The sequence below is a fragment of the Paraburkholderia nodosa genome (genome assembly GCF_001718195.1).
Taxonomy (GTDB): Bacteria; Pseudomonadota; Gammaproteobacteria; order Burkholderiales; family Burkholderiaceae; genus Paraburkholderia; species Paraburkholderia nodosa_A.
In genome coordinates this window covers 39,896-53,326 of sequence record NZ_MCNV01000019.1, presented here as the reverse complement: position 1 = coordinate 53,326, position 13,431 = coordinate 39,896, and the positions used below count along the sequence as shown (strand labels likewise).

The 13,431-nt window shown below is 63.2% G+C and carries 11 protein-coding genes; 2 read left to right on the top strand and 9 right to left on the bottom strand.

All coding sequences use genetic code 11. The annotated features are described in order from the left end of the window. Window positions 1-112: 112 nt before the first annotated feature. Complete coding sequence (locus BFD71_RS26855; protein ID WP_069267359.1) at window positions 113-763, top strand: SGNH/GDSL hydrolase family protein; 651 nt, start codon at window positions 113-115, stop codon at window positions 761-763. A 112-nt stretch (window positions 764-875) separates the two neighbouring features. Here BFD71_RS26855 and cyoD read toward each other — a convergent pair whose 3' ends face one another. The 5 genes from cyoD to BFD71_RS26830 all read right to left on the bottom strand — a co-directional run bounded on the left by cyoD (window position 876) and on the right by BFD71_RS26830 (window position 6,629). Further along, a complete protein-coding gene (cyoD, locus tag BFD71_RS26850) occupies window positions 876-1,205 on the bottom strand; it encodes a cytochrome o ubiquinol oxidase subunit IV (protein ID WP_069267358.1) in 330 nt (109 codons plus the stop codon). Further along, the gene (cyoC, locus tag BFD71_RS26845) at window positions 1,206-1,817 is read right to left on the bottom strand and encodes a cytochrome o ubiquinol oxidase subunit III (protein WP_069267357.1); all 612 of its coding nucleotides are present in this window, start codon (window positions 1,815-1,817) and stop codon (window positions 1,206-1,208) included. Next, the gene (gene cyoB, locus BFD71_RS26840) at window positions 1,817-3,850 is read right to left on the bottom strand and encodes a cytochrome o ubiquinol oxidase subunit I (RefSeq protein WP_069267356.1); all 2,034 of its coding nucleotides are present in this window, start codon (window positions 3,848-3,850) and stop codon (window positions 1,817-1,819) included. Before cyoB ends, cyoC begins: the two co-directional genes overlap by 1 nt. A 7-nt stretch (window positions 3,851-3,857) precedes the next feature. Beyond that, a complete protein-coding gene (gene cyoA, locus BFD71_RS26835; protein WP_069267482.1) occupies window positions 3,858-4,745 on the bottom strand; it encodes a ubiquinol oxidase subunit II in 888 nt (295 codons plus the stop codon). Between the two features lie 339 nt (window positions 4,746-5,084). Continuing rightward, on the bottom strand, window positions 5,085-6,629 hold the full coding sequence (locus BFD71_RS26830; protein ID WP_069267355.1) for an NADH-quinone oxidoreductase subunit M: 1,545 nt from the start codon (window positions 6,627-6,629) through the stop codon (window positions 5,085-5,087). Window positions 6,630-7,376: 747 nt separating this feature from the next. Here BFD71_RS26830 and BFD71_RS26825 point away from each other — a divergent pair. Further along, window positions 7,377-7,856: a hypothetical protein gene (locus BFD71_RS26825; protein ID WP_069267354.1), complete on the top strand. Its 480-nt coding sequence runs from the start codon at window positions 7,377-7,379 to the stop codon at window positions 7,854-7,856. 31 nt (window positions 7,857-7,887) lie between these two features. Here the strand turns inward: BFD71_RS26825 and BFD71_RS26820 are convergent, their stop codons facing one another. The 4 genes from BFD71_RS26820 to BFD71_RS26805 all read right to left on the bottom strand — a co-directional run bounded on the left by BFD71_RS26820 (window position 7,888) and on the right by BFD71_RS26805 (window position 13,429). Beyond that, entirely contained in the window at window positions 7,888-9,303 is a 1,416-nt protein-coding gene (locus tag BFD71_RS26820) for a sugar efflux transporter (RefSeq protein ID WP_069267353.1), read from the bottom strand. Between the two features lie 583 nt (window positions 9,304-9,886). After that, on the bottom strand, window positions 9,887-11,584 hold the full coding sequence (locus tag BFD71_RS26815) for an acid phosphatase (RefSeq protein WP_069267352.1): 1,698 nt from the start codon (window positions 11,582-11,584) through the stop codon (window positions 9,887-9,889). 119 nt (window positions 11,585-11,703) lie between these two features. Then, window positions 11,704-12,585: a proteasome-type protease gene (locus tag BFD71_RS26810; RefSeq protein WP_069267351.1), complete on the bottom strand. Its 882-nt coding sequence runs from the start codon at window positions 12,583-12,585 to the stop codon at window positions 11,704-11,706. 43 nt (window positions 12,586-12,628) lie between these two features. Continuing rightward, entirely contained in the window at window positions 12,629-13,429 is an 801-nt protein-coding gene (locus BFD71_RS26805; RefSeq protein WP_069267350.1) for a transglutaminase family protein, read from the bottom strand. Window positions 13,430-13,431 lie beyond the last annotated feature (2 nt).

Below are 13,431 nucleotides of genomic sequence, written 5' to 3'. Positions count from 1 at the left end.
GGTGACATGGTACAGAGCGATTAGACCAGTCGTCTAGTAATCTCCCACGATGAGTAATGGCATTGCATCGCACCCCGCAACCAGCTAACCAGTAACCAGGAAGAGGCAACCCATGACGTCACGCACCCTGCTCTGTTACGGCGATTCCAATACGCACGGCACGAAGCCGCTGACCGTGCCCGGTGTGTCCGAGCGATTCGGCCCCGCCGACCGCTGGCCCGGCGTGCTGCGCGAGGCGCTGGGGCCGGGCTGGGCGATCATCGAGGAAGGCCTGCCCGCGCGCACCACGGTTCACGACGATCCCATCGAAGGCCGGCACAAGAACGGTCTCGCCTATCTGCGCCCATGCCTCGAAAGCCAGTTGCCCATCGATGTGGTCGCGCTGATGCTCGGCACCAATGACCTCAAGACACGCTTTTCCGTCACGCCCACCGACATTGCGAACTCGGTCGATGTGCTGCTCGAAACGCTCGTCGCGTGCCGCGCGGGTCCGGGCGGCTCGACGCCGCATGTGCTGCTCATGTCGCCGGTGCCGATCGAAGAGATTGGCTTTCTCGGCGATATCTTCACGGGGGGCGCCGCGAAATCGCGCCTGCTTGCGCCGCTCTATGAGCGCGTAGCCGTCAAATACGGCTCGGCGTTTCTCGACGCCGGCGAATTCGCCACTGTTAGCCCCACCGACGGCATTCACTACGAAGCCTCGCAACACCACCGGCTCGGCAAAGCCGTCGCGGAAGTCGTGCGTCAGCGCTTCGGCGCATAAGCGCACATCGGGCCGCAAAAATAGAAACGCCGCCGGCCTGAAGGCCTGGCGGCGTTTTTCTTTTGCGCTTCACCCGCAGCGGGCGAAGCGCATGCCCAGCAACGATGAACGCTTAACGCGACATCATGTTCATGCTGACGTTGTGCATGACCCACAGCGTGCCGACGACCACGATCAGGACCGTCAACACCGTGAAGCCAAATGCCGTCACGTTCCAGCGCTGGCCCGACGACGTGTTCATGTGCAGGAAGAACACGAGGTGAACCAGGATCTGCACGACTGCCAGCACGGCGAGGCCGAGCAGCGCGGTTTCGCGCGAAAAGCCGCCATGCAGCACGAGCCAGAACGAAGCGGCCGTGAGCACCACCGCCAGGACGAAACCAACCAGGTAGCTGCCTACGCTGCCGTGGCTTTCTTCTTCATGGATAGGATGAGCACTCATTTAGATCACGCTCGCAAGATAGACAAAGGAGAACACGCAGATCCAGACGATGTCCAGAAAGTGCCAGAAAAGGCTCAGGCAGGTCAGGCGGCGAATTTCACGCTCGCCCAGAACCGGCGCCTTCAAGGCCTGAACCATCAGGACGACCATCCAGATCATGCCCATCGTCACGTGGATACCGTGGGTGGCAACCAGCGTGAAGAACGACGAGAGAAACGCGCTGCGTTGCGGACCGTTGCCCTCCGCGATCATGTTCGCGAATTCGTGCAGTTCGAAATACAGGAACGTTGCGCCGAGCAGGAACGTGATCGCCAGCCAGACGAACACTTGACCCTTGCGCTGCTTGTGCGCGCCGATCATCGCGAAACCGTACGTGATGGACGACAGCAGCAGCACTGCCGTTTCCATCGCGACGCCCTGAATGTCGAACAGGTCCTTGCCCGTCGGGCCGCCTGCGAACTGGTTCTGCATCACGGCGAACACTGCGAACAGCGAGCCGAACAGAATACAGTCCGTCATCAGGTACAGCCAGAAGCCGAACACCGAGTGTGACGGCGGGTGATCGTGGTGATCGTGCTCCGCGTGTGCGGCCGCACTAGTATGCGTCGACATCAGTTGGCCTCCAGTGCTGCTTCAACCTTGCCATTGCGTTGCTTGTCGGCGAACGCCTTGACCAGTGCGCGCTCGCGCGCTTCTTCGTCTGCCCGAACCTTGGCGGCCGGGATGTAATAGCCTTCGTTCTTCTGGAAGCTGTAGCCAATAGCCGTCGCGAGAATGCCGACGAAGCCAGCGATCATGAGCCACCAGATGTGCCAGATGCCAGCGAAGCCGAGCACCAGGCTGAAGAGACCGATGAACAGACCCGCGCTCGTGTTCGAGGGCATGTGGATGTCGGTGTACTTCGTGTTCGCGACGTCCACGGTTTCGCGGCCGGTGTCCTTCAGGTGCTGGAACTCGTCGAGTTCGCTCACGTGCGGAATGATCGCGAAGTTATACGACGGCGGCGGCGACGAGATCGCCCACTCCAGCGTACGGCCACCCCACGGATCGCCCGTCAAGTCGCGGTTTTCCGGCAGGTTGCGGTCGCGGATCGAGACGTACAGCTGCAGCAGCTGATGTGCGATACCGATTGCCACGAGCACGGCGCCAACCCACGCGATGATCATCCACGGATGCCATGCCGGATTGTCGTAGTGGTTCAGACGGCGGGTTGCGCCCATGAAGCCCAGCACGTACAGCGGCGTGAAGGCGACATAGAAGCCCGAGAGCCAGAACCAGAACGCGCGCTTGCCGAGCTTTTCGTTGAGCTTGAAGCCGAACGCCTTCGGGAACCAGTAGTTCATGCCGGCGAGATAGCCGAACACCACACCGCCGATGATCACGTTGTGGAAGTGCGCGATCAGGAACAGCGAGTTGTGGAGCACGAAGTCCGCACCCGGGATCGCCATCATCACGCCGGTCATGCCGCCGATGGTGAAGGTGACCATGAAGCCGATCGTCCACAGCACCGCCGAGTTGAACTCGAGGCGGCCGCGGTAGATCGTGAACAGCCAGTTGAAGATCTTCACGCCCGTCGGGATCGAAATGATCATCGTGGCGATACCGAAGAACGCGTTCACATCGGCGCCCGAACCCATCGTGAAGAAGTGGTGCAGCCACACGACGAACGCCAGAACCATGATCGCGCAGGTCGCGTAGACCATTGCCTTGTAGCCGAACAGCGGCTTCCTGGCATACGTCGCGACAACTTCCGAGAAGATACCGAACGCCGGCAGGATCAGGATGTACACCTCGGGGTGACCCCAGGCCCAGATCAGGTTCAGGTACAGCATGGCGTTGCCGCCGCCGTCATTCGTGAAGAAGTGCGTGCCGATGTAGCGGTCGAGGCCGAGCAGCGCGAGCGTCACCGTCAGGATCGGGAACGCGGCCATGATCAGCACGTTCGTGCACAGTGCCGTCCACGTGAACACCGGCATCTTCATCATCGTCATGCCGGGGGCACGCATCTTGATGATGGTGACGAAGAAGTTCACGCCGGTCAGCAGCGTGCCGACACCGGAGATCTGCAGCGCCCACAGGTAGTAATCCACCCCTACCCCCGGACTGTACGCAAGCTCCGAAAGCGGCGGATACGCGAGCCAACCCGTCATTGCGAACTCACCCACGACGAGCGAGATCATCAGCAGGATGGCGCCGACTGCGGTCATCCAGAACGACAGCGAGTTCAGGAACGGGAACGCGACGTCGCGTGCGCCGATCTGCAGCGGAACGATGATGTTCATCAGGCCAACCATGAAAGCCATGGCCATGAAGAAGATCATGATCACGCCGTGAGCCGTGAAGATCTGGTCGTAGTGGTGCGGCGGGAGGTAGCCCGGCGCGTTGTACGCAAGCGCAAGCTGGGTACGCATCATGATCGCGTCGGCGAAGCCGCGCAGCAGCATGATGAGGGCGAGCACGATGTACATCACGCCCAGACGCTTGTGGTCGACGCTCGTCAGCCACTCCGTCCAAAGATATTTCCACTTACCGAGGTAAGTGATGCCACCGAGCACGAATGCGCCGATGACGGCCATACCGATCATCGTGCCGAGAATAATCGGCTCGTGATACGGAATGGCGTCCAGTGTAAGTTTTCCGAACATGCCTGGTTTACCCCTTGGTCACGCACGACGGGTCACTGAAATTCGTGACGTGGCCGTTGTTGTACTTCGCGATGATGTTGTTGAAGAGCTTCGGGTCGACCGTCGAGAAGTACTCCACCGGAGCCTTCTCGCTCGGCTGTGCGACCGTCGCGTATTGATCCATCGAAAGCTGCGTCTGCGACGCCTTCACCTTCTGGACCCACGCGTCGAAGTCTTGCTGGCTGGTGGCGAGGGTGCGGAACTTCATGTCCGAGAAGCCCTTGCCGCTGAAGTTCGCCGAGAGGCCGGCGTAGTCGCCAGCGTGGTCGGCGATCAGGTGCAGACGCGTCTGCATGCCGGCCATCGCGTAAACCTGGGTGCCAAGCTGCGGGATGAAGAACGAGTTCATCACCGAATCCGACGTGATGCTGAAGTTCACCGGCGTGCCAACGGGCACGGCCAGCTGGTTCACCGTCGCGATACCGAGATCGGGGTAGATGAACAGCCACTTCCAGTCGAGCGCGACAACTTCGACGTTGATCGGCTTGACGTTCGATTCGAGCGGCTTGTAGGGGTCGAGCTCATGCGTGGTCTTCCACGTGAGCACGGCGAGGAACAGAATGATCAGCGTCGGAATGGTCCAGACGACGACTTCGATCGCCGTCGAGTGCGACCACTTCGGGTCGTACGTGGCGCTACGGTTCGACGCGCGGTAGCGGTACGCAAACCACAGCGTCAGGACGATCACGGGGATCACAACAATCAGCATGGCCCATGTGGAGGTCGCAATCAGCTGCTTTTCCGCCACGCCCACACTTCCCTTGGGGTCAAGGAGCTCCATGTTGCATCCGGAAAGACACAAGGCCAATCCGGCGCTGATGGGAAGCAGTAACCTTTGAAAGGTCGTTCTTTTCATCACGTTTGCCTGAAATTCATTCATTGAATAGTTCCGGACGCGTCCCCTGACATCCGACAAAGGAAGCGCGCCCGCATCATACAGCCGCTTTGATATTTCGCAATCAATGAATGTGGAAAATGACCTTTGTCAAAAGAAGATTGAGACACTTTGTCGCATGTGTTCGCGAGGTTTGTCGCGCCTCGGAAACACACGCACGTCGCGCCCTGCTCTGCCCTTGACAGCGGCCCGCCGCGGCTACTTCTCGAATCTCAAAATTCGAAAACCCTTGGACGCAACAACGCGCCGCAGCGCCCGGAGGCGATGCGGCGCGTTGGTTGCGCCGTCAATCTTCAGCGATCACGTCGGCGAGTGCTGAGCACGAACGTCCGTGCCTGCACGCACTGCGTCAGCAGGCGCTGCTTCGTCGACGGGTTGCTTGTTGCGACCGGCCTGGGTGACGAGGTTCGCCGCCGACAGTTCGATCGCGTCGGTCATCGGCTTCGGGTAGAGGCCGATTGCCAGCACGAACGCTGCGAGCGAAGCGAAGATCAGCGTTTCGCGGCGGCCGATGTCGGCCAGCTTCGCAACGCCCTTGTTCGCCACAGCGCCGAAGATCACGCGCTTGTACATCCACAGGGTGTACGCCGCGCTCAGAATGACGGTCGTCGCGGCGATCGCGCCGACCCAGAAGTTCACGCGGATCGCGCCCATGATGACCATGAACTCGCCCACGAAGCCCGACGTGCCCGGCAGGCCGAGGTTGGCCATGCAGAACAGCATCATGAAGGTGGCGTAGCGCGGCATCACGTTGACGACGCCGCCGTAAGCCGAGATCGTGCGCGTTTTCGTGCGGTCGAACAGCACGCCAATCGAGAGCAGCATCGCGCCCGAAACGAAACCGTACGAGATCATCTGCACGATCGCGCCTTCGGTGCCGATCTGGTTGAAGAGGAAGAGGCCCAGCGTGACGAGACCCATGTGGGCGACCGTCGAGTACGCGAGCAGCTTGGTCATGTCGGTCTGCGCGAGCGCGAGCAGGCTCGAGTAGACCACGGCCACGAGCGAGAGCGTGATGATCGCCGGCGCGAAGAAGTGCGCAGCGTCGGGCGTGATCGGCAGCGTGAAACGCAGGAAGCCGTAGCCGCCGAGCTTCAGCATGGCCAGCATCACGGTCGCGCCGGTCGGCGCTTCGAGGTGGACGTCGGGCAGCCACGTGTGAAACGGCCACATCGGGACCTTCACCGCGAAGGCCGCGAAGAAGCCGATGAACACGAGGATCTGCGGGATGAAGCCGAGCGTGAGGTTGTGCCACACCGACATGTCGAAGGTGTGCGACTGGCTGTAGAGGTACAGCATCGACACCAGCATCAAGAGCGAGCCGGCGAGCGAGAAGAAGAAGAACTTGACCGCGGCGTAGGTGCGGCGGGCATTGCCCCACGTGCCGATCAACAGGTACAGCGGGATCAGCGTGGCTTCGAAGAACACGAAGAACAGCATGCCGTCGGTCGCGGCGAAGGTGCCGACCATCAGGCCCGAGAGAATCAGGAACGCGCCGAAGTACTGGGCGACGCGCACCGTGATCGATTCCCACGAAGCGATCACGATCACGAGCGTCGTGAACGCGGTGAGCACCACGAGCCACATCGAAATACCATCGATCCCGAGTCGCCACGCCACGCCGAACTCAGGCAGCCAGTCGCGGAATTCGACGAACTGCATGCCGGCCGCGTGGTTGTCGAAGCCGGCGATGAGCGGGAGGGTCAGCAGCAGACCGACGACGGCGCCAACCAGCGACAGCCAACGGGCACGCTGCGGATGACGATCCGACCCGAGGCGCAGCACGGCCACGCCGAACAGGATGGGAATCCAGATCGCCAGACTCAGGAATGGAACGGATTGCATTTCAACAGGACCTCAAAAATGCGGAGCAAATAGCTTCCACGGCGCACGCTCAGGTACGCAAGCAACTTGAAAGATTGACGCGGGGTGAAAATCGAACCAGGCTGGCTGTAATGTATTTGTCAGCGACGAGGCGAAATGCAACACACGTTCAAGGGTTAACGAGGGTAAACGGAATACGGAAGTTTTGCAGCGCAACAACACGGGCCGGATCTAAGATTGACGCAAGTCATTGTTTTTATTCAAGAACGTACTAAGAGAAAAAACAACAAACGGGCTGTTACCACCCATTTTTGATCGCGAAAGCAGCGCTTTCGACCTTCTGGGCGCCATGACGCGCGGCACGCTGTCACGCTGCGCGGCCGAAATAATACCTTACTTGTTTCTTTCGGTTCAATGACTTATGCATCGAACTCAGGTCCCCGGCGCCCTCCACAACGCGTGCCAGGCCCGCCCCGCGCGCCCTTGCGCGGTGCAAAAAAAAGCCCCGGCCTTCATGGGGCCGGGGCCAACTCTCACGTTGCGCCAGAACACTGGAACACGCATGGCCGGCACTTTAACGGCTTGTGTCCCCGCAATTAAGGGCGCTGGATGGAACAGCCCCTTACTGGGTGTGCGAGGCCGCCTTTGCGCAGCGGCTCATTTTTACAAATGAGAATCATTTGCATTTAGCCACCATTTGTCCCAGAATACAGCCCATGCCGGACGACCCGGCACCACCCGAATGATTTGTGCGGGACCGGAGGCTCCATGAACTACACCACCCCTTTCGCGAGAAATGACACGCTGATCGACGACACCTTCGTCCATCATCCCGACACCGCCGAGCAGACCGTCCTGCGGGCCGTGCGCACCTGGCTGCGACCGCATTGCGACGCCTACGGCAAGGCCGAAAGCTGGCGCGGCGTGCTCGCCGACGCGGGGCTCGGCGGCGAAGGCTTCGGCTACTTCGATCTGCTGATGGGCACCCTGTGCCGCGCCTCGTGCCGCCCGCTCGATACGCGCTGCCGCTGCGCCTCCGAACTCGCGAAGGACGAAGGCTCGCTGCTGCAGGTGATCGCGCTCCTGCAGTCCACGCGCAGCGAGGCCGCCGTGCAACTGCTCAACGACTGGCTGCCGATGCCGAGCGTGAGCGGCATGCTCAAGACCGCGCGCTGGTTCGCCATCGCGCTGCTCGACGCGGGCGTGCGGTTGAGCGACCGCTCGCGCCGCGTCACCTACATGCACTGACACAGGCACTGACTGGGCCGCACGGCATGAATCAGTCCCGCTTGCCTGAACGCTCACGCAGATAACGCCGCACGGCACGCGCCATCTTCGGATACTGCTCGCCGGGTACGGCGAACAGCACCAGCGCGCACAGCGCGAGCGCGCCGCAAACAAGAAACGTGCCGCGATAGCCGAACGCCTGCACGAGCATGCCGGAAAGCACGCCCGACAGTATCGAGCCGAGCCGCGACGCGTTGAAGAACAGCGCCGTTGCGCGCCCCGGCGACGACGGCATCAGATCCTGCACGAACGTCATGCCGAGACACGACGTAACGGCCACCACGAAGGCGTTGAGGATCTGCATCGGGATCAGCGCGTGCACGCCCGGCGCCAGCGACATCGCGACGAAGTAGACGGCATGCACCACGGCGCAGGCGGCCAGCCACCATGACTTGTCCAGCACCGAGGCGCGCGCGCCGAGCGCGAGCATCATCGGTATCTCCATGAGCGCGCCGAGGCCGAGCATGATCGACACGTCGATGCGCGTGCCCTGCAGGCCATGGACGATGTAGAGCGGCAGCACGATCATCGTCGCATTGGCGGCCAGGCCGATGAGTGTGAGCGCAACGATCGCGCGCATGATGTCTTTCTGCGAACCCTCGGCGGCGGGCACCGGCGCGCGCGCCGCTCTGACCTTCGCTTTTGCCGTTGCCTTAGCCGCCGGAAGCGTTGCGGGGTCGCGTGGTGCACCCGGCTGCACTTCGGCCTGCGTGAGCGGTTGGCCCTCGTACTGCGCCTCGCTCTGAGCATCGATCTCCTGCGCGACTTCGCCGGCGGTGGGACGCGCCATCAGATGCTGCGTGGCGTGTTCGTCAGGGCGCGGCTCGCGCATGCGCCAGACGATCGTGCCGCAAGCCGCGAAGCTCGCCGCCGCGAACAGGAAGAGCCCGTAGAAGTTCGTGGCCGCCAGCACGAGCGCGCCGACCGCGGGCCCGAACACCCACGCGGCGGAGAGGATCGTGCGCAGCGTCGCGCTCGCGAAGGTCCGCTCGGCGTCGTCGCTCGCGGGCAGCGCCGCACGGCTGAACGAGAACACGAGCGAGAGCGCGCAACCGCCCGCGCCGATGAACGCAATGCCCACGAGCAGCAGAAGCCGGTAATCGCGCACGACGCACAGGCAGAGATAGCCGAGCGTGGCCGCACACAGCGAGACGAGCAGCAGGGTTCGGTGCTTGCCGGTGGCGTCGCTCCAGCGGCCCGCCGCGGTGCTCGCGATCACGCCGCTCGTGGCAATGGCGGTCATGAACACACCGAGCCGGAACGGCGTCATGCCGGCGCGCTCGACGCCGAAGAGCGAGAGATAAGGCGCGGTGAAGGACATCGCCACGCCGAGCATCAGGGTGGCGCCGGCGAGTGGCAGAAAACCAGGAATACGCAGAAGACCGGCAAAGCGCGAGTTTTTGAGCACGGCGCGGCGGGTAGTGGCGAGAAGAGAGTTGCCCGTGCACGCGCGGTCACGCGACGGCCATATCGACGGCGATTATCGGGCCGAACTCCCACACTGTGCAAGGTTGAGCCCGCAGCGATCAACATCTGGGTGCGCTATCCACAACTTTGGGGGACAGCCTTGTGCGTAACCCTGGGACGACTGCACCAAGTGCTTGATGCGATTCGGATTGTGCGCAGCGTTGCCGTTTGTTGCAGCGGCGGCGTTTTGGGGGGAAACGCGCGGAGGGTTTTCCACAGATTTTGTTGAGAGCCCTGTTAGCAAGTTCTGGACATCCGCATCAACTCCTTGAATGGAAACGGGAAGCTCGCAAACGACATGAAAAATGCATGTTTTTTGCGCAGCAAAGTTGTCCACAGTTTTTGGTGACAAACCTGTTGATAACCGCCTGGCGAGCGCGCCAACTCATTGATCGGATAGAGAGTTCGTCGCTTGTGTCGCGGATGCATCAAATTGCGTTCCGGATGGGCAACCCGGGCGGCGGCGCAAACGTTTCGCGACGGCCGCCGCCCGTTCTCCCTCGATGCATCCGTGCGTGCAGCACTCAGGCCAGATCGAGTGCCGCCGTGAGATCGCCGGGCGGAGTCTGCTCCCGCGAGAGGAACGTCTGATCGCGCGCGGCCACGCCGTCGAGCGGCGCGAGGCCATGCACGCGGCTGATGAAGCGCAGGATCGAGACCGTGTCGTAGAACGTGTGATCGACATAGCCCTTCTTCGCGAACGGCGCGATCACGAGCGCCGGGATGCGCGAGCCCGGACCCCAGCGGTCGCCCAAGGGCGGCACGACCGGGTCCCACCAGCCGCCGTTCTCGTCGTGCGTCACGACGATCATCGTGTTCGCCCATTGCGGGCCGCGCTGGATGTGCTCGATCACGGTCGTGATGTGGCGGTCGCCCGACTCGACGTCCGCATAGCCGGCGTGCATGTTCAGGTTGCCCTGCGGCTTGTAGAACGTCACGGCAGGCAAGCGCCCTGCGTCGATATCCGCGAGCAGACGGTTGGTCGACGGATCGTCGCCGAGGCCCGCATCGCGCAGGTGGCGCGCGCGTGCGGACGTGCCCGGCGCGAAGTTGGCAAAGTAGTTGAACGGCTGGTGGTGATACTGGAAGTCGGGCACCGCGCCCGTGTCCTGATGGTCCAGCGCAAACTGCCAGGCGCCGCTGTACCAGGCCCAGTCGACGCCCTTCGCCGATAGCCGGTCGCCGATCGTCGCGTACGTCTGCGGGCGCAGCACGCGCGGATTGGCCGGATCGGCGAGCGCCGGGTTGCCGTCTTCCGACGGGCGCACGTTGCTCGGCTGATACGGCGGCGCCATCGTGTTGACGGCGTAGCCGTCGGGCGTGAAGAGGCCGTCGTTCACGAACTTCGGCGGCCCGTCGAGCGCCGAGGCCGGCGAGTTCGGCGCGACCTTCAGGCGCGTACCGGTGGGATCGTCGCCCTCCACGACGGAGGCGAGATGCCTGGCGGCGCTCGTCTGGATATCGGCGTATTGCGGCACCTGCGCGGAGATCAGGAAGATGTGGTTGAGCCACGAGCCGCCGAACGCGGCCATGAAGAAGTTGTCGCAGAGCGTGTACTGCTGCGCGATATTCCAGAGCCGCAGCGTCTGCGCGGAGTTCTCGTAGAAGCCCATGACGAGGCCGCCCGAGTCGCCCCACGCGGCGAACTGGTCGTTGCGCCCCGCATTGATCTGCATCTGGTTCTGATAGAAGCGATGGATCAGGTCGCGCGTGATGATGCCGTTCGGCAACGGATTGCCGTGCGTATCCACAATCCGGAACGGACGGTTGGACAGACCCGTGATCTGATGCTCCGCGATCATGTAGCGCTTGCCATCCAGCTCCTGCGCCTGGGGCACGAGGCCGCCCCAGATCTTCGGCAACTGCGGCAACGGGGTCTTGCCGTCGCGATCGAGCTGCGCGTAGCGCTCGGCGCTCACATTCGCGAGCGGCGTCTGCACGCCGGGATAGTTGCCGTACAGATTGACGAAGCTGCGATTCTCGGCGTAGATCACGACGATCTGGCGCACCTGGTCGCGCAACGCGGCATCGACGCGCGCGTCGGCAGCGCTGCGCGGCGCGCCCGCCGCACTCTGCGCCGGCGTCTCGCAGCCGCCCAGCGCGAGGCCCACGCCAACCGCCGCCAGCCCGCCGAGCACACGGCGGCGCGCGGGATCGTCCGGACCGGCGGGAATGGAAGGTTCTTCGGGACGCCCGTTCCTGGGTTCGTCGTTCTGCTTCATCAGCCTGCCTCCAGTGTCGAGGGGACGCGCATTGCGCGCGGCGTACCGCGAATATTACGCAGCAGGATACCGGTTCCGCAGTTGGCCAGGCAAAAAGGAAGCGCGCTCGAGCCGCCCTTTTAACCGTCGCGCGGCATACGCGGCGCGCTTGCGGCGCCTTGCGGCTGGGCTTGCGCGAGCGTTTGTGCGGGACGCGGTTCGCTCGCGTGCCCCTCATGCGCGGCGCGCGGGGCGCTGGGCAACGTCGTGCGCTCGCGGCGCGGCACATCGCCTTCGTCGGTCCAGAGCGGATCGGGAATCTCACCGAAGACCTGGCGCAGCCGCTCGCCCCACGTCGAATGGATCATCTGGAAATACGCATTCGACTGGTCGAGCGCCGCGTATCGCGTGACACGGAGCGCGTCGCGCTCGTACACGAGCAGGTCGAGCGGCAGGCCGACCGAGAGGTTCGAGCGCAGTGTCGAGTCCATGGAGATGAGCGCGCACTTCGCGGCCTCGTCGAGCGGCGTGTCCGGTGTCAGCACGCGGTCGATGATCGGCTTGCCGTACTTCGATTCGCCGATCTGGAAATACGGATTGACGCTCGACGTCTCGATGAAATTGCCGGCCGCGTAGATCTGGAACAGCCGCATGGCATGGCCGCCGATCTGGCCGCCGAGAATGAAACTGCAGTTGAAGTCGACGTTGAAAGTCTTGAGCGCTTCCGCGTCGCGCCGGTGCACCTCGCGTACGGCTTCGCCCACCACGCGCGCAGCCTCGACCATGGAAGGCGCGTTCCAGAGCGTGGCGCGCCCCGCGTCCTGCGGCTCGGTCAGCACCTGCAGCGTCGCCTGCGTGATGGCCAGATTGCCCGCGACGAGCAGCACGAGCACACGCTCGCCGGGCTCTTCGAACACGGCCATCTTGCGCGACGTGCTGACGTGATCGACACCCGCATTCGTGCGCGTGTCCGCGAGAAACACGATCCCCTCATCCACTGCCATTGCCACACAGTACGTCATGCGCCTCCCTGACCTCGCCGCTCTTTTTGTTATAGCGGCAAAACTATTGCTGCGACTGTTGCGCGCTCACGTGCACGCTGACATCGAGCGTTTCACCGGCGCCGCCCACGCGGCGGCCGCGAACCGGCGCGGCTGCGTCATAGTCGCGCCCCACCGCGATCCGGCAATATTTTTCGCTTGCGAAACATGCGTGCGTGACGTCCACCGTCACCCAGCCGTTGTCGAGCCACACGTCGACCCATGCATGGCTCGCCATTTCGGGCACGTCGCCGGGGTCGATATATCCGCTCACGTAACGCGCCGGTACGCCGCGCGCGCGGCAAACCGCCAGCATCACATGCGCATGGTCCTGACACACACCACGGCCGAGCGCCAGCGCGTCCGCCGCGGTGTGTGTCACATCCGTGACGCCGGATTCGTAGCGCACGCGCTCCGTGATGCGCGACGCCGCGTCGAGTACGGCCGCGGTGTCGTCCAGCGACGGCAGGCTAAACGCGAATTCCGTGAGTGCCTCGTCGGCTTCGGTGAGGCGTGTCGGCGAAGTGAAATGGTGCATCGGCACCATGCCCTCGCCTTCGGGCAGCCGGCCATCGGGCAATGCCACGGTCTCGACTTCGCCGCGCACGCGCAGACGAATTTCCTTGTGCGGACGCGTGAGCACCAGCGTCATCAGCGCGTTGCCGTAGGCGTCGCGGCACGCATCGAGCTTGCCCGGCGCTTCGACCTGCCATTGCTTGACAATCTGCGTGGGCGTGGTGAGCGGCGACAGCCGCAACTGCTGGATCGAATAATGCACGGGCGCTTCGTAGCGGTACACCGTGTCGTGCCGGACCGCGAGTTGCATGA

Bases quoted from the DNA above. Each gene is read 5' to 3' on its own strand.
- BFD71_RS26825 (WP_069267354.1), top strand. From the start codon at position 7,377: ATGAACTACACCACCCCTTTCGCGAGAAATGACACGCTGATCGACGAC.
- cyoC (WP_069267357.1), bottom strand. From the start codon at position 1,817: ATGTCGACGCATACTAGTGCGGCCGCACACGCGGAGCACGATCACCAC.
- BFD71_RS26830 (WP_069267355.1), bottom strand. From the start codon at position 6,629: ATGCAATCCGTTCCATTCCTGAGTCTGGCGATCTGGATTCCCATCCTG.
- BFD71_RS26810 (WP_069267351.1), bottom strand. From the start codon at position 12,585: ATGACGTACTGTGTGGCAATGGCAGTGGATGAGGGGATCGTGTTTCTC.
- BFD71_RS26855 (WP_069267359.1), top strand. From the start codon at position 113: ATGACGTCACGCACCCTGCTCTGTTACGGCGATTCCAATACGCACGGC.
- cyoB (WP_069267356.1), bottom strand. From the start codon at position 3,850: ATGTTCGGAAAACTTACACTGGACGCCATTCCGTATCACGAGCCGATT.
- BFD71_RS26815 (WP_069267352.1), bottom strand. From the start codon at position 11,584: ATGAAGCAGAACGACGAACCCAGGAACGGGCGTCCCGAAGAACCTTCC.
- BFD71_RS26805 (WP_069267350.1), bottom strand. From the start codon at position 13,429: ATGCAACTCGCGGTCCGGCACGACACGGTGTACCGCTACGAAGCGCCC.
- cyoD (WP_069267358.1), bottom strand. From the start codon at position 1,205: ATGAGTGCTCATCCTATCCATGAAGAAGAAAGCCACGGCAGCGTAGGC.
- cyoA (WP_069267482.1), bottom strand. From the start codon at position 4,745: ATGAAAAGAACGACCTTTCAAAGGTTACTGCTTCCCATCAGCGCCGGA.